This window comes from Acidovorax sp. WCS2018Noco2-16 (genome assembly GCF_031843945.1).
Classification (GTDB): Bacteria; Pseudomonadota; Gammaproteobacteria; order Burkholderiales; family Burkholderiaceae_C; genus Paracidovorax.
In genome coordinates, this window is sequence record NZ_JAVTJJ010000001.1 from 918656 (window position 1) to 941404 (window position 22749).

20 protein-coding genes are annotated in these 22749 nt (G+C 65.7%); 8 read left to right on the top strand and 12 right to left on the bottom strand.

From position 1 onward, the window contains the following. Nucleotides 1-93 precede the first annotated feature (93 nt). The 4 genes from RQI28_RS04170 to ppsA all read right to left on the bottom strand — a co-directional run bounded on the left by RQI28_RS04170 (nt 94) and on the right by ppsA (nt 5550). Complete coding sequence (locus RQI28_RS04170; RefSeq protein WP_311221297.1) at nt 94-573, bottom strand: hypothetical protein; 480 nt, start codon at nt 571-573, stop codon at nt 94-96. Between the two features lie 162 nt (nt 574-735). Continuing rightward, nucleotides 736-2811 (bottom strand): VC_2705 family sodium/solute symporter, encoded by a 2076-nt coding sequence (locus tag RQI28_RS04175; protein WP_311221298.1) that lies wholly within the window; start codon nt 2809-2811, stop codon nt 736-738. Then, nucleotides 2804-3142, bottom strand: coding sequence for a DUF4212 domain-containing protein (locus RQI28_RS04180; RefSeq protein WP_311221299.1), 339 nt, complete (start codon nt 3140-3142; stop codon nt 2804-2806). Before RQI28_RS04180 ends, RQI28_RS04175 begins: the two co-directional genes overlap by 8 nt. 17 nt (nt 3143-3159) lie before the next feature. Beyond that, nucleotides 3160-5550, bottom strand: coding sequence for a phosphoenolpyruvate synthase (ppsA, locus tag RQI28_RS04185; RefSeq protein WP_311221300.1), 2391 nt, complete (start codon nt 5548-5550; stop codon nt 3160-3162). Between the two features lie 239 nt (nt 5551-5789). Here ppsA and RQI28_RS04190 point away from each other — a divergent pair, with 239 nt between their 5' ends. Further along, entirely contained in the window at nt 5790-6611 is an 822-nt protein-coding gene (locus tag RQI28_RS04190; RefSeq protein WP_311221301.1) for a pyruvate, water dikinase regulatory protein, read from the top strand. Between the two features lie 71 nt (nt 6612-6682). On the opposite strand, the gene tsaD is transcribed toward RQI28_RS04190, so the two are convergent. Continuing rightward, on the bottom strand, nt 6683-7771 hold the full coding sequence (gene tsaD, locus RQI28_RS04195) for a tRNA (adenosine(37)-N6)-threonylcarbamoyltransferase complex transferase subunit TsaD (RefSeq protein ID WP_311221302.1): 1089 nt from the start codon (nt 7769-7771) through the stop codon (nt 6683-6685). 55 nt (nt 7772-7826) lie between these two features. Continuing rightward, entirely contained in the window at nt 7827-9017 is a 1191-nt protein-coding gene (locus tag RQI28_RS04200; RefSeq protein WP_311221303.1) for a branched-chain amino acid ABC transporter substrate-binding protein, read from the bottom strand. 221 nt (nt 9018-9238) lie between these two features. On the opposite strand from RQI28_RS04200, the gene RQI28_RS04205 reads away from it, so the two are divergent. Next, nucleotides 9239-9865 carry an ANTAR domain-containing protein gene (locus tag RQI28_RS04205; protein ID WP_311221304.1) on the top strand — a complete coding sequence of 209 codons (627 nt, stop codon included), beginning with the start codon at nt 9239-9241 and terminating at the stop codon, nt 9863-9865. A 273-nt stretch (nt 9866-10138) separates the two neighbouring features. Here the strand turns inward: RQI28_RS04205 and RQI28_RS04210 are convergent, their stop codons facing one another. Beyond that, the gene (locus tag RQI28_RS04210) at nt 10139-10291 is read right to left on the bottom strand and encodes a hypothetical protein (protein ID WP_311221305.1); all 153 of its coding nucleotides are present in this window, start codon (nt 10289-10291) and stop codon (nt 10139-10141) included. On the opposite strand from RQI28_RS04210, the gene RQI28_RS04215 reads away from it, so the two are divergent. The 6 genes from RQI28_RS04215 (at nt 10290) to RQI28_RS04240 (ending at nt 16688) form a co-directional block, all read left to right on the top strand. Further along, nucleotides 10290-11534, top strand: coding sequence for a CmpA/NrtA family ABC transporter substrate-binding protein (locus RQI28_RS04215; RefSeq protein WP_311221306.1), 1245 nt, complete (start codon nt 10290-10292; stop codon nt 11532-11534). The two genes, RQI28_RS04210 and RQI28_RS04215, sit on opposite strands and share 2 nt — an antisense overlap. Nucleotides 11535-11603: 69 nt before the next feature. Next, entirely contained in the window at nt 11604-12554 is a 951-nt protein-coding gene (gene ntrB, locus RQI28_RS04220; protein WP_311221307.1) for a nitrate ABC transporter permease, read from the top strand. Nucleotides 12555-12663: 109 nt separating this feature from the next. Further along, nucleotides 12664-13476, top strand: a complete 813-nt coding sequence (locus RQI28_RS04225; protein WP_311221308.1) for an ABC transporter ATP-binding protein — start codon at nt 12664-12666, stop codon at nt 13474-13476. 69 nt (nt 13477-13545) lie between these two features. Next, nucleotides 13546-14691: an AAA family ATPase gene (locus RQI28_RS04230; protein ID WP_311221309.1), complete on the top strand. Its 1146-nt coding sequence runs from the start codon at nt 13546-13548 to the stop codon at nt 14689-14691. Between the two features lie 2 nt (nt 14692-14693). Next, nucleotides 14694-15197: a hypothetical protein gene (locus tag RQI28_RS04235; RefSeq protein ID WP_311221310.1), complete on the top strand. Its 504-nt coding sequence runs from the start codon at nt 14694-14696 to the stop codon at nt 15195-15197. A gap of 270 nt (nt 15198-15467) precedes the next feature. Further along, nucleotides 15468-16688: an MFS transporter gene (locus tag RQI28_RS04240; protein ID WP_311221311.1), complete on the top strand. Its 1221-nt coding sequence runs from the start codon at nt 15468-15470 to the stop codon at nt 16686-16688. A 16-nt stretch (nt 16689-16704) separates the two neighbouring features. On the opposite strand, the gene RQI28_RS04245 is transcribed toward RQI28_RS04240, so the two are convergent. The 5 genes from RQI28_RS04245 to RQI28_RS04265 all read right to left on the bottom strand — a co-directional run bounded on the left by RQI28_RS04245 (nt 16705) and on the right by RQI28_RS04265 (nt 22734). After that, complete coding sequence (locus RQI28_RS04245) at nt 16705-18471, bottom strand: bifunctional protein-serine/threonine kinase/phosphatase (protein WP_311221312.1); 1767 nt, start codon at nt 18469-18471, stop codon at nt 16705-16707. Between the two features lie 43 nt (nt 18472-18514). Continuing rightward, on the bottom strand, nt 18515-18958 hold the full coding sequence (locus RQI28_RS04250; protein WP_311221313.1) for a CBS domain-containing protein: 444 nt from the start codon (nt 18956-18958) through the stop codon (nt 18515-18517). Nucleotides 18959-19078: 120 nt separating this feature from the next. After that, nucleotides 19079-19720, bottom strand: coding sequence for a DUF937 domain-containing protein (locus RQI28_RS04255; protein WP_311221314.1), 642 nt, complete (start codon nt 19718-19720; stop codon nt 19079-19081). A gap of 209 nt (nt 19721-19929) precedes the next feature. After that, on the bottom strand, nt 19930-21594 hold the full coding sequence (locus tag RQI28_RS04260) for a methyl-accepting chemotaxis protein (protein WP_311221315.1): 1665 nt from the start codon (nt 21592-21594) through the stop codon (nt 19930-19932). 228 nt (nt 21595-21822) lie between these two features. Next, nucleotides 21823-22734: a glutaminase gene (locus RQI28_RS04265; RefSeq protein ID WP_311221316.1), complete on the bottom strand. Its 912-nt coding sequence runs from the start codon at nt 22732-22734 to the stop codon at nt 21823-21825. Between the last annotated feature and the right edge of the window lie 15 nt (nt 22735-22749).

Genomic DNA, 22749 nt, shown 5'->3' on the forward strand with positions numbered 1-22749 from the left:
AACAGAAGCGGCCTCGACGGGCCGCTTTTTTCATGTTCGGGTGAAAGTTATGAAAACCCAAAAAACCCGGTCGGTGGTTTGCAGAACCGGTGCTCAGGCGTCGAGTGCCTTTTGCAGCCTTGCAAACTTGGCGTCGCCCACGGCCTCCCGAATGCGTGGGGCCAGTGCCACCAGGTCTTCGTAGCCTGACACGCCCTCCACCGCCAGATTCAACCGAAAGCCCCGCAGGCCCAGTTCAGCCGTCAGCGCAGTGGCAATCGGGTAAGCCGCCTGGTAGCGTTCCATGGTCGAACGTGCGGCGCCTGCTGGCGCATCGCTTGAGGCAGCGGGCACTGCAGTGCCGTCCAGCAATGCGGTCGACTCAGCGGAGCCTGACAGCAGCTCCAGCAAACCACTGTCGACCATGGCCTTCACGTCGGCCACGGTGATGCCCATGGCGGCTGTGGCAGCCAGCACCTGCTCCAGCGCCCGCTTTCCGTCAAACAGGATGAACGCCGAGCGCTGTCGAGGCGTGAGGCCGCCCTGGCGATCCTTCATTGCCTGTTGGCCGGTCTGCGTCTTCACGAGAATCATGGCGTCCCTTGAGAATCGACTGTGCAGCGGGGGCGGAATGGCCTCGCTGGATCGCATCAGAGATTGCCATAGTTGTAGCAATTTGTGAATGGGGCGATCCATGCCCCCTGAATTTGTCGGTTTTCCGCCAGGCGGCACTGGAGCGGTCGGCAGAAAGCGCCTTCACGCCGTGTTGATGCGTCCGGCACCTCGGGTCACCAAACTCACCGCCCATGCCACCGCCAAGCCCACCGGCACACCAAACACGCCCGCGGAAATCGGCTGGATGCCGAACCAGAAGCCATCGGCCAACAACGCCTGTGGCACCCATGCGCGCACGCCGGCCACATGCGACAGCAGGTAGTACACGGTGACGCCCAGCCCGGTCAGCATGCCGGCCACTGCGCCCTGGCGGGTGGTGCCGCGCCAGAAGATGCCCAGCACCATGGCAGGCACGAAGGCCGACGCAGCCAGCGAGAATGACGCCGTCACCATGGGCAAGATTTCAGAGGGCTTGAGCGCCGCCACGAAAGCCGCCGCCAGCGCCACGATCAGCAGCGTGAATTTGGTGAGGATCACGCGCTGCTCTGGCGACGCCGTGTGGTGGCCGTCCCGCACCCGCAGATCGCGCACCAGGGCGTTGCTGATGGTCAGCAGCAGCCCGTCGGCGGTGGACAGCGCAGCGGCCAGCCCGCCCGCCGCCACCAGGCCCGAGACGGCATAGGGCAGCCCGCCGATCTCGGGCGTGGCCAGCATGATGAGGTCAGTGCCCAGGTGGATCTCGCCGAACTGCAGGATGCCGTCCCCGTTCACGTCTTCCACCGACAGCAGCGCCGGGTCGACCCGCGCCCACTGCGCCATCCAGTGCGGCAGTGCGTCGAAGTGGCTGCCCACCAGGTTGTTCATCACCTCGAACTTCACAAGCACAGCCAGCGCCGGCGCGCTGAGATACAGCAGCGCAATGAAAAACAGCGACCACGCCACCGACGCGCGGGCTGACGACACGCTGGTGGTGGTGTAGTAGCGCGTCAGCAGGTGCGGCAGGCCGGCGGTGCCGACCATCAGGCAGAACATCAGCGCGAGGAAGTTGCGGCGCATGTTCTCGTACTCGGCCCGTTCTTCGGTCGTGCCTTCGGGGTCGCCCCCGTAGGCCTGGCTGTGGCGCGGCAGGCCACCCAGCGGGCGGGCACGCTCCTGGTTCTCACGCATCTCGCGCGTCCAGCGCGCGCGCGCGGTCGCTTCGTCGTGGGGCAGTGCCGCCATTTCGCGGCTGGCTGCCACGATCAGGCCCACATCGGCGTTCTGCGCGCGCAGGCGGCGCATGCGCTCGCTCAGCGCCTCGCGCTCACGCTCCATGGCGGCAGGCACATCGACCAGGCGTGATTCAAAGTCCTGCGCCCGTCGCTGGTAGGCCAGCACCACCTCGTGCTCGGCCGGCGACGCCAGCAGTTGCGCTTCCAGACCGGCGATCTTGCCGATCTGCGCGCCATATACCAGCGGCGCCACCGGGTTGCCCAGCTGCTTGTAGGCCAGCCACGACACAGGGATCAGGAAGGCCAGCAGCATGACCACGTACTGCGCTACCTGCGTCCAGGTGATGGCGCGCATGCCGCCCAAAAACGAGCACAGCAGCACGCCGCCCAGGCCCAGCATGATGCCGATCTCGAACTGCACGCCGGTCAGGCGTGAGGCGATCAGGCCCACGCCGTAGATCTGCGCCACCACGTAGGTGAACGAGCACGCCGCCGCGGCCAGCGCGGCGATCACGCGCGGCCAGCGGCCGCCGTAGCGCACTTGGAAGAAGTCGGGCACGGTGTAGAGGCGCATGGCGCGCAGGTGCGGCGCGATCAGCATGGCGACCAGGCAAAAGCCTCCCGTCCAGCCCAGTAGATAGGCCAGCCCGCCCGCTTGCCGGGGCAGGCCGGCAAAGCCCTGCAGATACAGCGCGCCGGCCAGGCTGATGAACGAGGCGGCGCTCATCCAGTCGGCCGCAGCAGCCATGCCGTTGTAGACGGCGGGCACGCGCCGGCCGGCGACGTAATATTCCTCGGGGTCGGTGGTGCGACCATAGACGCCGATGACCGCATAGGCCATTACCGTCAAAAACAGAAACAGCGGGCCGATCCACTGGCGCGACAGGCCCTGCTGCTCGGCCCAGGCCATCAGGCCGACGAACAGCAGCACGCCCACCACGTAGATCACCAGAATGCGGTGCAGGGCCGAGGTGGAGCGGCCGCCACCGTCATCGTGCTCAGACATGGTGCTGCGGTGGCGAAGGCGACGACGGCGTGGGCACCGCAGAGACTGCCGCCGACGCAGCGTCCTTGCGCTCGAAGCGGTCCATCGCCACGCAATACACGACGGCGACGGCGATGAAGACAAGGATGGCCCCTTGCGCCGCGATCCAGTAACCCAGCGGCCAGCCGGCCACCATCATCTGCAGGTCGCGGGCAAAGTAGCAGGCGCCGAAGGACACCAGCGCCCACACCAGCAGCAAGCCGGCCTTGAGCCACAGATGCCGCGCGTCATGCAGATCCGGCGCAAACGCGGTGCCCGTCACGGGCACATCGTCGGTGGCCGGCTGCAGCATGGCGGCGGCCGCGCTCGTCAGCGGGCCAGTTGCTGCCAGGTGGCGATCACGCTGTCGGGATTCAGCGAGATCGAGGAGATGCCTTCATCGGCCAGCCACTGGGCAAAGTCAGGGTGGTCGCTGGGGCCCTGGCCGCAGATGCCTACGTACTTGCCTTGCGCCAGGCAGGCAGAGATGGCCCGCTTGAGCAGCGCCTGCACGGCCGGATCACGCTCGTCAAAGTCAGCGGCCAGCAGCTCCAGGCCGGAATCGCGGTCCAGGCCCAGCGTCAGCTGGGTCAGGTCGTTGGAGCCGATCGAGAAGCCGTCGAAGAACTGCAGGAACTCGTCGGCCAGCACGGCGTTGGAAGGCACCTCGCACATCATGATGACCTTGAGGTCCGCCTCGCCGCGCTTGAGGCCATGTTCGGCCAGCAGTTGCGTGACCCGGTCGGCCTGGCCCAGCGTGCGCACGAAGGGCACCATCACCTGCACGTTGGTCAGGCCCATCTCGCCGCGCACGCGCTTGAGGGCTTCGCATTCCATGGCAAAGGCTTCGCCGAATTCCTTGCTGATGTAGCGCGCCGCTCCGCGAAATCCCAGCATCGGGTTTTCTTCTTCGGGCTCGTAGCGGCTGCCGCCGATCAGCTTGCGGTATTCGTTGGACTTGAAGTCCGACAGGCGCACGATCACGGGCTTGGGCCAGAAGGCCGCCGCGATGGTGGCGATGCCTTCGGCCACCTTGTCCACGTAGAAGGCGCGCGGCGATGCATGGCCCCGGGCCACCGATTCGACAGCCTTTTTCAGGTCGGCATCGATCTGCGGGTAGTCCAGGATGGCCTTCGGGTGCACGCCGATGTTGTTGTTGATGATGAATTCCAGCCGCGCCAGGCCCACGCCTTCGTTGGGCAGCTGGCAGAAGTCGAAGGCGAGCTGCGGATTGCCCACGTTCATCATGATCTTGGTCTTGATGGACGGCATCTCGCCGCGCTGCACCTCGGTCACCTCGGTTTCCAGCAGGCCGTCGTAGATCTTGCCGGTGTCGCCTTCAGCACAGCTCACCGTCACCAACGTGCCTTCTTTCAGCAAGCTGGTGGCGTCGCCACAGCCCACCACGGCCGGAATGCCGAGTTCGCGCGCGATGATCGCCGCGTGGCAGGTGCGCCCGCCGCGGTTGGTGACGATGGCGCTGGCGCGCTTCATCACAGGCTCCCAGTTCGGGTCGGTCATGTCGGTAACCAGCACGTCGCCGGGCTGCACCTTGTCCATCTCGGCGATGTCGCTCACCAGCCGCACGGGGCCGGTGCCGATCTTCTGGCCGATGGCGCGGCCTTCGGCCAGCACGGTGCCCTGGCCCTTGAGCTTGTAGCGCAGCTCGGCCTGGCCCTTGGACTGGCTCTTCACCGTCTCGGGGCGCGCCTGCAGGATGTAGAGCAGGCCGTCGGTGCCGTCCTTGCCCCATTCGATGTCCATCGGGCGGCCGTAATGCTTTTCGATGACCACAGCGTAGGCGGCCAGCTGCTGCACTTCGGCATCGGTCAGCGAATAGCGGTTGCGCAGCTCGGTGGGCACGTCGGTGGTCTTGACCAGCTTGCCCGATGCCTTCTTCTCGTCGGCCGAGGCGAACACCATCTGGATCAGCTTGGAGCCCAGGTTGCGGCGGATGACCGACTTCTTGCCAGCCGCCAGCATGGGCTTGTGCACGTAGAACTCGTCCGGGTTCACGGCGCCCTGCACCACCGTCTCGCCCAGGCCGTAGCTGGAGGTGATGAACACCACCTCTTCAAAACCGCTTTCGGTGTCGATGGTGAACATCACGCCGGCCGCGCCCAGATCGGAGCGCACCATGCGCTGCACGCCGGCCGACAGGGCCACCACGTCGTGCGCAAAGCCCTTGTGCACGCGGTAGCTGATGGCGCGGTCGTTGTAGAGCGACGCGAACACTTCCTTCATCTTGTGCAGCACGTCGTCAGCGCCCACCACGTTCAGGAAGGTTTCCTGCTGGCCGGCGAACGATGCATCGGGCAAATCCTCGGCCGTGGCGGACGAGCGCACGGCGAAGCTCGCTTCGGCATTGCCGGCAGACAGCGTGGCGAAGGCGTCGCGCACGGCCTTTTCCAGGTCGGCCGGGAACGGCTGGGCTTCGAGCCAGCCGCGGATCTCGGCGCCGGCCACAGCCAGCGCGCGCACGTCTTCGGTGTCGAGCGCGGCCAGGCGTTGGCTGATGCGGTCGGCCAGGCCTTCGTGCTTGAGGAATTCACGGAACGCGTGCGCCGTGGTGGCGAAGCCCGTGGGCACCCGCACGCCCTGGGGCAGCTGGGAGATCATCTCGCCGAGGGAGGCGTTTTTGCCGCCCACCGACTCGACGTCGGTCATTCTCAGGTTTTCAAACGGAACGACCAGGGCGGTCGCGTTGAAGAGTGCAGACATGGGAAAGCTCCAGAAGTTGAAAGCGGATCCGCGCCTGCGCCCAAGCGGAGCGAGAGAAGAAGTGGGCGTGCGCCCATGCGTGGCAGCTGGCTTTGCTGTTCTGATAGTGGGCAGCCGCGTCGCATGGTGGGGAATTGGGAATAATGGGCGAGATTGTAGGCTGGCAACGGCCCGCCCGCCCTGCCGAATTCGGCCGGCCTTTTTTCTCACCCCGATCCTTGCCTCCGGCACCCCTGCCCATGCACACGCGCACCGTTTTCTTCATCTCCGACGGCACCGGCATCACGGCCGAAACCTTCGGCAACGCCATCCTCGCGCAGTTCGAGATGAAACCGCGCCACGTGCGGCTGCCGTTCATCGACACCGAGGACAAGGCTCACCAGGTGGTGCGGCAGATCAACCACACGGCCGAGCTGGAGGGCAAGAAGCCCATCGTCTTCACCACGCTGGTGAACATGGGCGTGCTGCGCATCATCGAAGGCGGCTGCAAGGGCATGCTGCTGGACATGTTCGGCACCTTCATCCGCCCGCTGGAGGGCGAGCTGGGCATCAAGTCGCACCACCGCGTGGGGCGCTTTTCAGACGTGAGCCAGAGCAAGGAATACACGCAGCGCATCGACGCCATCAACTTCAGCCTGGACCACGACGACGGCCAGAGCCACCGCGACCTGGCCGGCGCGGACGTGATCCTGGTGGGCGTGTCGCGCAGCGGCAAGACCCCGACCAGCCTGTACCTGGCCATGCAGTGCGGCCTGAAGGTGGCGAACTACCCGCTGATTCCGGAAGACTTCGACCGCCGCCAGCTGCCACCCGCGCTGGAGGCGCACCGCAAGAAGATCTTTGGGCTGACCATCCTGCCCGAGCGGCTCTCGCAGATTCGCAACGAGCGGCGGCCGGGCTCGAAATACGCCGATTTGATCAATTGCCGCTACGAGGTGTCCGAGGCCGAGGCGATGATGCGGCGATCCGGCATTCGCTGGCTGTCCACCACCACCAAGAGCATCGAAGAGATCGCCACGACCATCCTGCAGGAAGTGCGGCCTGAGCGGTTGATGTACTGAGACCTTTTGCGTTTGCTATTATTTTTATAGCTACTAGCGCTTTATAGATAAGCGCTAGAGGCCAAAAACACTCAAACTTTTGAAGCCTGGACCGCAGCGACGGCAGCCGATCCCGCCGGCGTATCCAGCGCATCCAGCGGCCAGCGCGGCTTGACGTCGAAGGCGTAGTCGCGGTTGGGCGACTGCCGGCCCGCCGCGATGCGCATGGCCGCGGCCATGGCGATCATGGCGCCGTTGTCGGTGCACAGATGCAGTTCGGGGTAATGCACGCGCACCTTCAGGCGCGCGCAGGCGGCGTTGAGTTGTTCGCGCAGCAGGCGGTTGGCGCCCACGCCGCCGGCCACCACCACGCGCTGCAGGGCGCTTTGCTTCAGCGCGGCCAGGGTCTTCTTGACCAACACGTCGACGATGGCGGCCTCGGTGCTGGCGGCCAGGTCGGCGCGGCGCGCTTGCAGGTCGTCGCCCAGCTTCTTGGCCTGCGTCAGCACGGCGGTCTTCAGGCCGGCGAAGGAGAAGTCGAGGTTGCCGCTGTGCAGCAGCGGGCGCGGCAGCTTGAAGGCCAGGGGGTCGCCCTGCTCTGCCAGGCGCGACAGAGCCGGCCCGCCCGGGTAGCCCAGGCCCAGCAGCTTGGCCGACTTGTCGAAGGCTTCGCCCGCCGCATCGTCGATGGTCTCGCCCAGCAGGGTGTAGCGGCCCACGCCGTCCACGCGCATCAACTGCGTGTGCCCGCCGGACACCAGCAGCGCGACGAAGGGAAATTCCGGCGGATCGGCACTGAGGAACGGCGACAGCAAATGGCCTTCGAGGTGGTGCACGCCCAGCACGGGCTTGTCCAGCGACGCGCCCAGCGCGCAGGCCACGCCCGCGCCCACCAGCAGCGCGCCGGCCAGGCCCGGGCCGCGCGTATAGGCGATCACGTCCACGTCGGACAGCTGGTGGCCGGCTTCGGCCAGCACCGTTTCGGTCAGCGGCAGTACGCGGCGGATGTGGTCGCGGCTGGCCAGTTCGGGCACCACGCCGCCGTAGGCCTGGTGCATGGCGATCTGGCTGTGCAGTGCGTGGGCCAGCAGCGTGGGCACGCCGGGGCCGTCATGCGAGCGCACAAGCGCCACGCCGGTTTCGTCGCAGGACGATTCGATTCCGAGGATCAACAAACTCATGCCGCGAGTTTAGGCGGGCAGGCCGCCTCTCGTGGCACGCAGGGTGATCGCGCGACTACCAGCGGTCTGACCGCATGCGCATTTCCCAGCGGCCGCCGCGCAGGCTGTAGACGCCCACGGCGCCATAGCGCTGTTCGCCGGCCGCGTCCCAGGTCATGGTGCCGGTGACCGGCGCGTAGCCGTTGATGGTGTGCAGCGCAGCGGCAATGGCTTTGGGGTCGGCCGAGCCCGCCTGCTTGATGGCGGCAGACAGCACGTACATCGCGTCGTAGCTGTAGTGGCCACCATAGGCCGGCGCCTTCTTGAACTGAGCGGTGTATTTGTCCAGAAACTGCCGGCCGGTGATGAATTCACGCGCCTCCAGCACGGGCGACGTGGCGTACACCGCATCGACCATGCCGTCCGCCTTGGTCATGTCGGTGGTCTTGATGGTGTCGCCGCCCAGCACCGACACGCGGGTGTGGCCCACTTTCTTCAACGCTTCCAGCAGCGCCAGCACCTGAAAGTCGTTCAGCGTGGTGACGATCACGCCCACGCTGGCGGCCTGCAGCTTGCCCGCCACGTCGGCGAAGTCGGTGGTGCGGTCGTCGAACGACTGGCGCACGGTGACCTGCTTTTTCTCGGCCGCCAGTTGCTGCGCCGCGCCGTCGGCCAGGCCCTTGCCGTACGGCGTGCCGTCGTCCAGCACCGCATAGCTGGCTGTGGCCAGTTGGGTGGCGGCGAACGAGCCCATGGCCTTGGCCTGCAGCGTGTCGTTGGCCACCAGCCGGAAGGTGGTGGGCAGGTTCAGCTGGGTGAAGCGCGGGTTGGTCGAAATGGCCATCTGGGCGATGCCTTTTTCGCCGTAGATGGGCGCGGCCTCGATGCTGACGCCGGAATTGAGGTGGCCGATGACCGCCACCACGCCATCGTTCACCAGTTGCTGGGCGGCGGCCTTGCCCGAGGCGGCGTCGGCGCGGTCATCCTGCGCGATCACCTCCAGCGTCACGCGCTTGCCGTCCACCACAAAGCCGGCGCGGTTGAGTTCATCCACCGCCATGGTCACGCCGTTGAGCAGGTCCTGCCCTAGCGCCCCCAGATTGCCCGACAAAGGCTGCGCCACGCCGATGCGGATGGTGTCGGGCACCTTGCTGCACCCGCTCGCCCCCAAGCCCACTACGGCAGCTGCCGCCACTGCCGCCATGCGGGCGGTCCATTGGCGGCGGCGCTGTCCGACTACGCCTTGCCCTTGTTTCAACACAACCATTGTCTGAACTCCATCTCTGTGAATTGCGGTGCCGTGTATAGCCGACCGGGGAGTGAAAAGCTATGGGGTTTCCGCCGGCCTTGGGATTTCGCTATTCCCCGGACGGGCTTCCATGCAAGATTCAGCCCAACGCCCCAGGCCGACACGCATTCACCTCGGCGGTGCAAAAAAGGCGCAGGAGTCGAGCGGGTTTGGGTGTATTTCTTGCTTATGCTTGGGACATGAGCGAGCCCCTGAGAATCGTGGTGGTGGCCCCTGACCTGGCCATGACCGACCCGGACGACGAGCATGCGCTTCTGCAGGCCGAGCGCTCGCGTGCGCTGCGCATCGGGCTGCTGGAAAACCACTTCAACCTGGTCGCCACGCTGCCGGCCGACGTGTTCCTGCGCGAGCGCATCGCGCAGCTGCAGCCCGACATGATCATCGTGGACGCCGAGAGCGAGGCGCGCGACGCTCTAGAACACGTGGTGATGGCCACGCGCGATGAGCGCCGGCCCATCGTCATGTTCACCAACGACGAAGACACCACCCACGTGAAAGACGCGGTGGCGCTGGGTGTGTCGGCCTACATCGTGGCCGGGCTGGCGCCGCAGCGCATCCGCCCCATCCTGGACGTGGCCATGGCGCGCTTTCAGCACGAGCAGGAGCTGCGCTCGCAGCTGGCCGATGCGCGGTCCGAGCTGAAGGACCGCAAGACCATCGACCGCGCCAAGGGCCTGCTGATGCAGCGCCAGGGCCTGACGGAAAAGGCGGCCTACGACAAGCTGCGCAAAACCGCCATGGACAAGGGCTTGAAACTGGTGGACGTGGCCCAGCGCATGCTGGACGTGGCCGACCTGATGGGCTGAGCGCCCGGAGATCGCTTAGGGGTCGCTCAGAGATCGACCCGGCAGGCGCGCACCAGCGCAGCGCCTCACGACGGATTTGGTGCACCGCACAAGCGCAGTGCGGCAGCGCACCACAGACTGCGACTCACAGAGCCACCCAATGCACCAGCGTTTGAGTCAAACCAGCCTGCAGCGCCCGCGCATCAAGCGCAAACAGCTATCAAATAAATAGCAAAACACATTCTCGAACACGCTGGCACACCGCTTGCGTAATGCCTTGCAGACCAACGCAGGTCACACCGCGATGCATGCCGCCCAAGGGCGGGCGGTGCGCATCGAAATCCGGACAAAGGCGTCCCCACCCGCTGCAGCGAGCTTCATTGAACGCTGCGGTGGCGTGCGGACGCCTTTGTCGTTTTTCCAATCCGCTTCGAGGATGTTTTCCATGACCGATCTTTTGAAATCCAGCCTGCAACGCCGCACTGTGCTGCAAGCCGCCACCGTAGGCGCCGTGGGCATCAGCCCCGCGCTGCGTGCGCTGGTGCATGCCCAGGGCTCCGACGCCCCGGAAAAGAAGGAAGTGAAGATCGGCTTCATCCCGCTGACGGACTGCGCCAGCGTGGTGATGGCCTCGGTGCTGGGCATCGACAAGAAGTACGGCGTGACCATCGTGCCCAGCAAAGAAGCCAGCTGGGCCGGCGTGCGCGACAAGCTGGCCACCGGCGAGCTGGACTTTGCCCACGTGCTGTACGGCCTGATCTACGGCGTGCACATGGGCCTGGGCGGCCCGAAGAAGGACATGGCCGTGCTGATGAACCTGAACCAGAACGGCCAGGCCATCACGCTCAGCAAGAAGCTGGCGGACAAGGGCGCCATCAACGGCCCGACGCTCGCCAAGCTGATGGCCACCGAAAAGCGGGAATACACCTTCGCGCAGACCTTCCCCACCGGCACGCACGCGATGTGGCTCTATTACTGGCTGGCGGCCAACGGCATCGACCCGTTGAAGGACGCCAAGGTCATCACCGTGCCGCCGCCGCAGATGGTGGCCAACATGCGCGTGGGCAACATGGACGGCTTCTGCGTGGGCGAGCCCTGGAACCACCGCGCCATCATGGACGGCATCGGCATCACCGCTACCACCACGCAGGCGATCTGGAAGGACCACCCCGAAAAGGTGCTGGGCACCACGTCTGAATTCGTACAGAAGTACCCCAACACGGCGCGCGCTGTGACGGCCGCCATTCTGGAGGCGGGCCGCTGGATCGACGAAGGCCTGGCCAACAAGACCAAGATGGCCGAAACCATCGCCGGCAAGGCCTACGTGAACACCAGCGTGGACGCCATCAACCAGCGCATTCTGGGCCGCTACCAGGACGGCATGGGCAAGACGTGGGACGACCCGGACCACATGAAGTTCTACAACGGCGGCGCGGCCAACTTCCCGTACCTGTCGGACGGCATGTGGTTCTTGACGCAGCACAAGCGCTGGGGCTTGCTGAAGGACCACCCCGACTACCTGGGCGTGGCCAAGTCCATCAACCGCATCGACGTCTACAAGCAGGCCGCCACCGCCGCCAAGGTGCCGCTGCCCACCAGCGACATGCGCACGCACAAGCTGGTCGACGGCGTGGTCTGGGACGGCAAGGACCCGAAGAAGTACGCCGACGGCTTCAAGGTCAAGGCCTGAGCCCTCTGACCGCCATGTGACCGTCACCCCACAAAGCCCCACCCGTCAACGCACACCGGAGCACACACCATGGTCAGTGCCGTCTTTCATTCCCCGCTGGATTCCGCCCCTTCGGCATCCGACAACGCTATCAAGTTAGTAGCTGGAAGCGCTTTATCCATAAGCGCTACAGGCCAAAACGACTTGAAAACCCCTGCGGCCGCAGCATCTGCCGCGCCGCGCCGCGACTGGGCCGCGCTGTCGCGCAGCTTCTGGCTCGTCGTGCTGCCACCGGTTTGCGGGCTGGGCCTGCTGATCGGCGTGTGGGCCATCGTGTCCGCCGCCACCGCGCAGAGTATTCCAGGGCCCTTCGACACCTGGCAGCAGGCGCTGGAGATCTTCAAGAACCCGTTCTACCGCAACGGCCCCAACGACCAGGGCGTGGGCTGGAACGTGCTGGCGTCGCTCGAACGCGTGGCCGTGGGCTTCGGCCTGGCGGCGCTGGTGGGCATTCCGGCGGGCTTCGTGATCGGGCGCTTCACCTTCCTATCGCGCATGTTCAACCCGCTCATCAGCCTGCTGCGGCCGGTGTCGCCGCTGGCCTGGCTGCCGATCGGCCTCTTGGTCTTCAAGGGCGCCAACCCGGCGGCTATCTGGACCATCTTCATCTGCTCCATCTGGCCGATGATCATCAACACCGCCGTGGGCGTGCAGCGTGTGCCGCAGGACTACATGAACGTGGCCCGCGTGCTGAACCTCAGCGAGTGGAAGATCGCCACGACCATCCTGTTCCCTGCCGTGCTGCCCTACATGCTGACCGGGGTGCGATTGGCCGTGGGCACGGCCTGGCTGGTGATCGTCGCGGCCGAGATGCTGACCGGCGGCGTAGGCATCGGCTTCTGGGTGTGGGACGAGTGGAACAACCTGAACGTCAAGAACATCCTGATCGCGATCTTCGTCATCGGCATCGTCGGGCTGCTGCTCGAATACGCCCTGGTCAAGCTGGCTACGGCCTTCACGTTCGAAGAGGTCAAGACTTGACCCTCCCCTGAGCCGCGCCTACGGCGCGTCACCCCCTCAGGGGGCAGCACCACCAGTGGCCCGGCAAAGCCGGTTCCACGGTGGTCCTCGACAAAACCAGGAGTTCCTCATGCACACATCTCTCACCACCAAGTTCATCGAAGTCCAGCGGGTCGACCAGACCTTCAAGACCGCCAAGGGCCTGTTCCCGGCGCTCAAAGGCATCGATCTGACCATTGCCAAGGGCGAGTTCGTCGCGCTGATCGGCCATTCGGGCTGCGGCAAGAGCACGCTGCTGAACCTGATTGCGGGCCTGACCACGCCCACCGCCGGCGCGCTGCTGTGCGCCAACAAGGAAATCCAGGGCCCCGGCCCCGAGCGCGCGGTGGTGTTTCAAAACCATTCGCTGCTGCCCTGGCTCACGTGCTTCGACAACGTGTACCTGGCTGTCGAACGCGTCTTCGGCCGCAAGGAAACCAAGGCCCAGCTGCGCGAGCGCACCGACGCCGCACTGGCGCTGGTGGGCCTGACCGCTGCGGCGCAAAAGCGGCCGGGCGAGATTTCCGGCGGCATGAAGCAGCGCGTGGGCATCGCCCGGGCGTTGTCGATGGAGCCGCAGGTGCTGCTGATGGACGAGCCCTTCGGCGCGCTGGATGCGCTCACCCGCGCCAAGCTGCAGGACGAGCTGCTGGAGATCGTCGCGCGCACGCACAGCACCGTGGTCATGGTCACCCACGACGTGGACGAAGCCGTGCTGCTGTCCGACAAGATCGTGATGATGACCAACGGCCCGGCCGCCACCATCGGCGAGGTGCTGCACGTGGACATTCCGCGCCCACGCCACCGCGTGGCGCTGGCCGAAGACGCTCGCTACCTGCAGTGCCGCAAGGCGGTGCTCGACTTTCTGTACACACGCCAGGGCCACGTCGAAAAAGCGGCTTGAGGGCACAGGGGAAGTGCTTGCCTGCATTCACGAGGCGACATACCGTCTCGGTTTGCAGGCAAAGCCAACGTGGTTACCATCGTCGGCTCACAGTTACGCCTGCTGTGCGCCAATCCCGCGGCCGGATTGACACCGCGCGGAGGCGATCACGATGCAAGGATAGGTATGTTGAAACGGATGCGCCTGAAGAATTTCACGGTCTTTTCTGAAGCCGATCTGAATTTTTCGCCGCAGCTGAATGTCATCGTGGGAGAAAACGGCGCGGGCAAAACGCATTTGTTGAAGGTGGCTTATGCAGTCATGGCAACAAGCCACGATGAAGGACGCAAACCCAAAGCCGAAACGCCGACCCAAAAGGCGCTGCAAAGCTTGCTGGCAACCAAGCTGGTCAACGTTTTCCGTCCAGAAAGTCTGGGGCGGCTGGCACGCAGGCGTCAAGGAAGAGAAAGGTGCGACGTTGCACTGGAGTTTTCCGATACCGGGCTGAACACCGACTTCAGCTTCTCAACGAACAGCAAGTCCGAAGTGGTCATTGGCTCTGCGCCAAAGAAATGGCTGGAAGCTGCACCCGCCTATCTGCCCACGCGCGAACTTCTGGCTATCTTTCCCAACTTCGTTGCGGTGTATGAAAGCCGGTTTCTGGAGTTTGAAGAAACGTGGCGAGACACCTGCCTGCTCCTCGGGACACCCCTGCAGAGAGGCCCGAAACAGCACCGAATCAAAGAATTGCTGCAGCCCTTGGAAGCCGCGATGGATGGCAGCATAGAGCTGGACTCCAACGGACGTTTTTACTTGCAGCAGGGCAGTGGGCGCATGGAGATGCCACTGGTCGCAGAAGGCGTTCGCAAGCTGGGCATGCTTGCTCGATTGATCGCCTCAGGAGTGCTGCTGGATAAAGGCTACCTTTTCTGGGATGAGCCAGAGGCCAACCTGAATCCTCGGCTTGTGCGTGAAGTGGCGGGAGTGATCGCCGCATTGAGCAAAGCAGGAATTCAGATATTTCTGGCAACCCACAGTCTTTTCCTGTTGCGTGAACTGGACATCTTGCTGCACAGCGATGCCCATCGTGGCGTCAAGGCCCAGTTCTTCGGCCTGCAATCCGGCGACAACGGCATGGACGTCCACCAGGGACCCACGCTGGCGGACATGGGAGACATTAGCTCCCTGGAAGAAAGTCTGGCCCAGTCAGATCGCTATCTCGCCATGGAAGATTAACCATGCCCACTCTGCATGTAGATGGGCTGGATTTCGTTTTTCCGGATGCTTGGCAGGCCAGTAAATACGACGAGTGGGCGTTCTACCGCCAACATTTCAGCAAGATGTGCAATGGCGTAAAAGCAATGGACGTCGTGGCACTGTCGCCTGACAAGGTCGCGTACCTAATCGAGGTGAAGGACTACCGTCACCCAGACACGGAGAAGCCATCTCTGCTGCCAGATGCCATTGCAACGAAGGTGCTTCACACGCTGGCGGCACTCCTACCTGCAAAGCTTTCAGCCAGCGATGAGAGCGAACGCGTGCTGAGCCGTCAGTTGCTTGGATGTCGCAAACTCAACATCGTCGTACATGTCGAGCAAAGCGCGAGTCACATTCCCAAAGTGGATCTCGCAGATCTGAAGCAAAAATTGAAGGCGCGGCTGCGTTCGGTGGATACACATGTCAAGGTCACACACAAAGCCATGGCACCCCAACCCTGGACGGTGCACGACGGAGCCCACTGAAGCGCCGCTGGTGCCCCCGCACCAAATAAGCGCGCAGACGCACCAGTCTTGCAAGAAATTGCTGCATCTCACTTGAAGAGTTGCCCCCGTTTCGCTGGCATTGCACTTGCTTGAGGATGCGGAACCGGCAGTCAGGTGGCAATGGAGCCATCGGACTGATTCAGGACAAAGACGTCCGCCAAGAAGCAGCAACCACCGCAGCTTCTTAGCGGACGTTTTTTTTCGTCCATCCTCTTGCGTGCCCATAAAACGGCGCGGCGGAACACTTCCATGGCATCTCTTCGCGACTTTCACCGAGCCGGCCACGCCCCCACGCTGTGGGCATCGTTTCTCTACTTCGCCTTCTCGTGCGGCATCTGGGTCATCAACGGTGCCATGGCGCCGTTCATCAGCGAGACCTATCAGCTGACGCCCGCGCAAAAGGGCTTGATGCTGTCCATTCCCATCTTTGCCGGCGCGTTGATGCGCTTTCCGCTGGGCGTGCTGGCGCAGTACATCGGCCGCAAGAACGCCACGCTGGTCGAGATGGGCGGCATCGCGATCGCCCTGGGCTTTGGCTACTTCTTCGTCGACAGCTACCACGACCTGCTGGCCATGGGCGTGCTGCTGGGCATTGCGGGCGCCAGCTTCGGCGTGGCGCTGTCGCTGGGCTCGGGCTCGTTTCCACCGCGCTACAAGGGCCTGGCGATGGGCCTGGTGGGCGCGGGCAACGTGGGCACGGCCGTCTGCGCGCTGCTGGCGCCGCTGCTGGCCGAAAAATTCGGTTGGCAGTCGGTGTATGGCTTTGCGGCCATCGCCGTGGCCATTCCGGTGGTGGTGATGATCGTCTTCGCACAGGAGCCGCCCGACGTTGACAAGCACGCGAGCTTTCGCGACCACGTGGCATGCCTGTTCGAAAAAGACGGCTGGGCCTTCAGCCTGATCTACGCCGTCACCTTCGGCGGCTTCATCGGCCTGACCACCTTTTTGCCCAGCTACTTTCACGACCAGTTCGGCGTGAGCAAGGTACAGGCCGGCCAACTGACCATGCTGGCGGCCTTCATGGGCGCGGCGCTGCGCATCTGCGGCGGCTGGCTGTCGGACCACTGGGGCGGCGTGAACACGCTGACGGCCGTGCTGGCGGTGGCCACCATCAGCCTGCTGCTGTGCGGCTTTGCCGAAGGATCGCTGCCGGTGACGGTGCTGCTGTTTCTGGTCTGCTTCGCGGCGCTGGGCGCGGGCAACGGCGCGTTGTTTCAGCTGGTGCCGCTGCGCTGGCCACTGACCACGGCCGTGGCCGGCTCGATGATCGGCGAGATCGGCGCCTTGGGCGGCGGCTTCATCCCCAACGCCATGGGCCTGTCCAAGCAATACGCGGGCACCTACCTCTGGGGCTTTGTGCTCTTTTCAGCCTGCGCGGCCAGCATGCTGGTGCTGCTGCGGGTGATGCAACTGCGCTGGACCCGCACCTGGGCCGAAAAAGGCGGCCGGGCACGCGTGGTGCCGGCCTGATGTTTTCTGCCGCGGCCTAACGCGGCAGGAACAGCACCCAGAACACCAGCACCAGGTTCAGCAGCACGCTGACCACCAGCGCCATCTGCCACGGTGCCACGCGCGAGCGGGCCGTGAGCGGGCTGGCGCCGGGCGGTGGCAAGGGGCGCGATGCGCCACGTTGCAACGCCAGCACCAACTCTTCGGCCGTCTCAAAACGATTTGATTGGGCCCGCGCCACGGCCTTCAGCGCAATGTGGTCCAGCCAGATCGGCACGGCCGGGTGGTGGCGGCTGGGCGCCTGCGGGTCGCGGTGGTAGCGGCCCAACTGGTAGGGGGCCACTTCGCCGTAAGGCAGGCGACCCTGGCTCAGCAACTGGTAGAGCGTGACGCCCAGCGCGAACAGATCGCTGCGCGCATCGGGCACGGCAGCGCCGCCGCGCTGCGCCGCCAGGTCGTAGCCGGGCCACTGCTCGGGGTTGATGTAGCTGGGCGTGCCGGCATGCAGCAGCCGTGTGGCCTCGGGCTCGCGGCCAGACAGTGCCACGCCCAGGTCTAGCACGCGCAGCACGCCGTCATCGCCCACATGCAGGTTGTCGGGCTTGATGTCGCGGTGCACCACGCCCTGGCGGTGCAGCTGGCCCAGCGCCTGCGCGGCCTGGATGGTCCAGTCCACTGCCTGCGCCACCCTCACCGGCTGGCGCCGCGCCAGCAGCTGGCCCAGCGTGTCGCCGCCATGCCAGTCGTAGAGCAGGTAGAAAGCCGTGGCCGTACCGGAAGGCCGTGCAGCGTGCAGCCAGGCCAGATGGCGCCGGGCGCGGCCACCCTGCATGCGCTGCGCCAGCCAGGCTTCGTGCGCCAGCATGTCGCGCTCGACCTCGTCATGCGCGCGCTGGGGCGACAGCGCCTTGAGCACGTAATGCCGCGGGGCTGCGCCCTCATCGTCCGCCACCGGGGCGCTCATGCGGTAGACCAGGTGCGTGCCGGTATCGGCCAGCAACTCCAGCACCTGCAACCCGTCCAGCAACTCGCCCGGGCGCAGGCGCGGCGGCACCGGCAGCGCGCGCGCCTGGCGGGCGGTGTCGCGCAGCGTGGCCTCGCTGGCGCCGCGCACCTGCACCACCAGGGCGGTGCAGTTGTCGCGGCTGCCGTGGCTCAAGGCCGCCTGTACCAGCGCCTCTGCCAGGGCCTGGGGGGACAGGTCGGGCGATGCCGCCAGCGCGCGCCATTCGCGCTCGGGCAGCACGCCGTGCACGCCGTCGGTCAGCAGCACAAAGCGGTCGCCCGCCAGCAAGTCGCCCTGCGCGTAGTCGACCAGCAGGCGCTCGTCCGAGCCCACGCTGCGGGTCAGCTGGTGCGACAGGTCGCGGTGCGGCACCACGTGGTCGGTGGTCAGCTGCTGCAGCGTGCCGCCGCGCAGCAGATAAGCGCGCGTGTCGCCTACATGAGCCAGGGTGTAAGACTGGCCGCGCAGCACCAGCGCGGTGACGGTGGTCAGCCCCATCGCCGGCTGGCGGCGCCGGTTCATGCCGGCCAGCCACTGGTTGTGGGCCAACAGCACGCGGTCGAGCGCGACAGTGGTGTCCCAGGTGTCAGGCGTGGCGAAGTAGTCGCGCAGCAGCGCCCCGACGACGGTGGCAGCCGCCTCGGCGCCCCGGCCGCCAGCGCTCACGCCATCGGCAATGACGGCGATGGCGCCGTGTCCGACCTCGGAGCCCCGGCCTTCGGCGTGGCCCGCGCGGTCTTCGTTGACCGGCTTGCGGCCGGCCTCGCTGGCGCGGCCCCAGTCGAGGTCGAAGCTCATGCCGGCCGGCGCGCCGCTGGGGTTCGATGTGCAGCCGGCCGCATCAGGCGCGGTGGCCGGTGATGTACTGCTCCATCTGTTCGATGATGAACTGCTGCTCGGAGATGATGTGCTTGACCAGGTCGCCGATGGAGACGATGCCGGTCAACTGACCCGATTCGTCCACCACCGGCAGGTGGCGCAGGCGGTTTTCGGTCATCACGGCCATGCAGTGGTCGGTGCTCTGCGTGGGCCGCACGAAGCGCACGGCGCTGGTCATCACCTCGCGCACGCGGGTGTCGCCGGAGGTGCGGCCCAGCAGGGCCACCTTGCGGGCGTAATCGCGCTCGGTGAAGATGCCGGCGATGTCGTTGCCCTCCATCACCAGCAGGGCACCGATGCCCTGCTGTGCCATCAGCTGCAAGGCCTGCAGCACCGAATCGGTGGGCGTGACGGTGTGAACCTGGGTGTGGGGCTTGGAGCCGAGAATCTCTGCGACGGTGGTCATGGGCGCCTCCGGAAGGTGGGGTCAAAGGGAGTGTCTCGCCCCCAGTGTCCGCCGAACCGGGTCGCGCTGGCAACCCGTGCAACCCGTGCAAACGCTCCGTGCGTGTGAACGCGCGGGGCTTTAGCGTCGGCCACCCAGCAGGCTGCCGCCCGCCTTGATCAGGTCGCCCAGATCGAGCTTGCCGTCGCCGTTCTGGTCGAGCAGGCTGCCCAGCAGGCCTCCGCCTGCACCGCCCTGCTGCTGTGCATGGGCGCGCTCCTGGCCCAACGTGTCGCCCAGTGCGCCCGCATCCAGCCCGCCCGAGTTGACGCGCTGCGCCAGAAAGGCCATGACGATGGGCGCCAGCAGTTGCAGCAACTGGCCGGCGTTGGCGCCCAGGCCGGTCGCCTGGCCCAGCCCGGCCTCGGCCTGGCGCTGCTGGCCGCCAAAAATGTGGCCCAGGATGTCTGCGCCGCCCGATGTCGACGTGCCCGCGCCGCCGCCCAGCACCGAACCGAGCAGGCCGCCCAGATCAAACCCACCACCGGCGGTTGCGGGCGCCGCGTTCGCATGGTCGCGCTGCAGCGCACCGAAGATTGCCTGTGCGCCGCCGGGTTGCTCGGCATTGCGGCCCAAAGCGCCCAGCAGCAGCGGAAGGGCAGCGCCCACCGCATTTTGGGCCTGCGCCGGGCTGGTGCCCAGTTGCTGGGCGATCTGCTGCAACGGTGCGCCCTGCAGTTGCGAGAACAGTTGGTCGGCAAGCGAGTTGTTGGAAGTGCTCATGGATCGGTCCTTCAAGACAGCAGGTTGTCGCGGCCCGGGCGGGCGCGGTCACCTATGGTAGGCGCCAGCGGTTGGCGCCGCCCAGAAAAGGGGGCGCCGAGCCTGCGCAGTACAGGCTTGTTGACAATTCAGATCAAATGCTATGTTTTTTATAGCTATCAGCGCTTAACCAATAAGCGCTAGAGGCCGATTTGACCTCAAACCACGCTTCAGCCATGTCCCAATGAAGGCTGCGCGTGGGCATCAGCGCGCCGGGCCTTCATTGCCCGGCGCAGTGCCACTGCATCAGGTTGCTTGCTCGACGAGGCGCCCGCCGTGATGCGAAAGACCTGCACCGTCTCGGTCACGGTCTGCGCCTGGTGTTGCAGCTGCGTGGCCAGGCCCGCGCTGTGCTCTACCAGCGAGGCGTTCTGCTGGGTGATGGTGTCCAGGTGCGCCACGGCGGAATTCACCTGCGATATGCCCGACAGCTGCTCGGTCGCGGCGCTGTGGATCTCGCCGATCAGCGTGCCCACGTTGCGCACCAGGCCCAGCGACTCGGCCATGGTGGCCTGCGCGCCGTCGGTCTTGCGATGACCCTCTTGCACCTTGGCAGCCGAATCGTCGATCAGCGCACGAATCTCCTTGGCAGCCGTCAGCGTGCGGTGCGACAGGCTGCGCACTTCCTGCGCCACCACGGCAAAGCCACGCCCCTGCTCGCCCGCGCGGGCCGCTTCCACGGCTGCGTTCAGCGCCAGGATGTTGGTCTGGAACGCAATGCTGTCGATGAGCTGCGTGATCTCGCTGATGCGCCCCGACGCCGCCTGGATCTGCTGCATGGTGGCCGCCACGCTGTTGACGGCGTCGCTGGTGCGCTCGGCCATGCCGGTGGCCTGCTCTGCCAATTGGCTGGCCTGCCGCGCCGCATCCACCGTCTGCTTCACGGTGCCGGTGATCTCTTCCATCGACGCAGCGGTCTGCTGCAGGTTGCTGGCCTGCGTCTCGGTGCGCGCCGACAGGTCGTGGTTGCCGGTGGCGATCTCCTGCGTGGCCGCGCGCATCTTCTCGCTCTCCTGCCGCGCATCGCGCACGATGGACAGCAGGTTCACGTTGAGCTGGGCCAGCGCCTTCTGCAAGTCGCCCATCAAATCAGGCCGCGTGACCTGGATGGACTGCGTCAGGTCGCCCGCCGCGATGCGGTTGGCGGCCTGCACCATCTGCCCCAATGGCGCCACGGCTACGCGGCGCGCGTAGGCCAGCGCCGCCACGGTGACGCCCAGCGCGCCCAGCCAAGCGGCCACGGCATCTGCATCCAGTGCCTGTCCGTCGGCCACCGACGCCGCAAAGCACGCGGCGAAGACTGCGGCAAAACCCGCCGCCAGGCGCGCGCCCAGGCCCAGGTTCAGCCCTTGCGCCAATCGCCCGGCCCAGGTGCGCCGCACCAGCCGGCCGGCGCGCAGCGTGTGGATGCGCTGGCCGGCGTGCTTTTCAGCGCGCATGCGGGCGTATAGCGCTTCGGCCGCCTGGATCTGGTCGCGCGTGGCTTCGGTGCGCACCGACATGTAGCCTACCGGGCGCCCACTCTCCATCAGCGGCGTGACGTTGGCCATCACCCAATAGAAGTCGCCATCGGCGCGCCGGTTCTTCACGGCGGCGGACCACGGCATGCCTGCCGCGATGGTGGCCCACATGTCGCGAAACGCCTCCTCAGGCATGTCGGGGTGGCGAATCATGTTGTGAGGCTGACCCAACAGGTCCTCACGCGTGTAGCCGCTGACCTCGATGAACATCGGGTTGCAGTACAGCAGGCGGCCTTGCAGATCGGTGGTGGACACCAGCGTTTCGCCGCGCGGGAACGCGTATTCATTGGCACTGACCGGTAGATTGATTCGCACGAAGACCGCCCTGTCTTGGCCATTGCGCACCACCGGATGCCCCGGCGGCGCTGCAATGCATTGGGGAAAGTGCGAATCCGGCGCTGCCAGCACACGCACACGTTTTGACGCATGTTAGGAGCCGATCAACGCGCACGAAAGCCTTTTGACGCCGGCAAGGGAACACCCCTGTAAAAACCTTGATGCAGATCAAGTCGACCCGTCACCCTGCGGGCCGCTGGACCGAAATCAGAACACCGACAGTCCGGTTTTTGCCACAAACAATTCCAGCGCCTGCATGCCCAGGTGCGAATTGCCGCTGTCGTCCAGTGCTGGCGACCAGACGCACAGGCTCAGCTCGTCGGGCAGGATGGCGACGATGCCGCCGCCCACGCCGCTCTTGCACGGCAGGCCCACGCGGAATGCGAATTCGCCCGCCGCGTCGTAGGTGCCGCAGGTCAGCATCAGCGAGTTGATGCGACGTGCCTGCCGATCAGTCACCACGGCCTTGCCGCCGTAGGGGTGTTCGCCGTTGCGGCACAGGTAGCCCGCGGCACGCGCTAGCTGCACGCAGTTCATGCGGATAGCGCACTGATGAAAGTAGGCGTCCAGCACCTGGGCCACCGGGTTGTCGATCTTGCCGAAGCTCTTCATGAAGTGCGCCACGGCCAGATTGCGGTGCCCGTTCTCGGCCTCGGAATCGGCCACCTCCGGGTCGATGGCGATGGGCTCGCCACACAGGCTTTCCAGCAGCTCCAGAATCATCGCGGGCGCATCACCCAGGCTCACCAGCCGGTCGGCCACCGCAATGGCGCCGGCGTTGATGAACGGGTTGCGAGGCACGCCCTCTTCCAGCTCCAGCTGGATCAGCGAATTGAACGCGGTGCCGGAAGGCTCACGGCCGATGCGTTGCCAGAGCTCCTCGCCCATCGCCTTCATGGCGAGCGTGAGCGAGAACACCTTGGAGATGCTCTGCACCGAGAAGATCTCCTCGCTGTCGCCACTGGCGGCCTCTTGCCCGTCGCAGGTGCGCAGTGCGATGCCGAAGCGCTGAGCCGGCACCCGGCCCAGCGCGGGAATGTAGTCGGCCACCTTGCCGGCCTGGCCCATCTGGGGCCGCAATTCGGCGTTGATCTCGTCGAGCACTGTTTGAAAGTTCATGGAAGAACTATCACA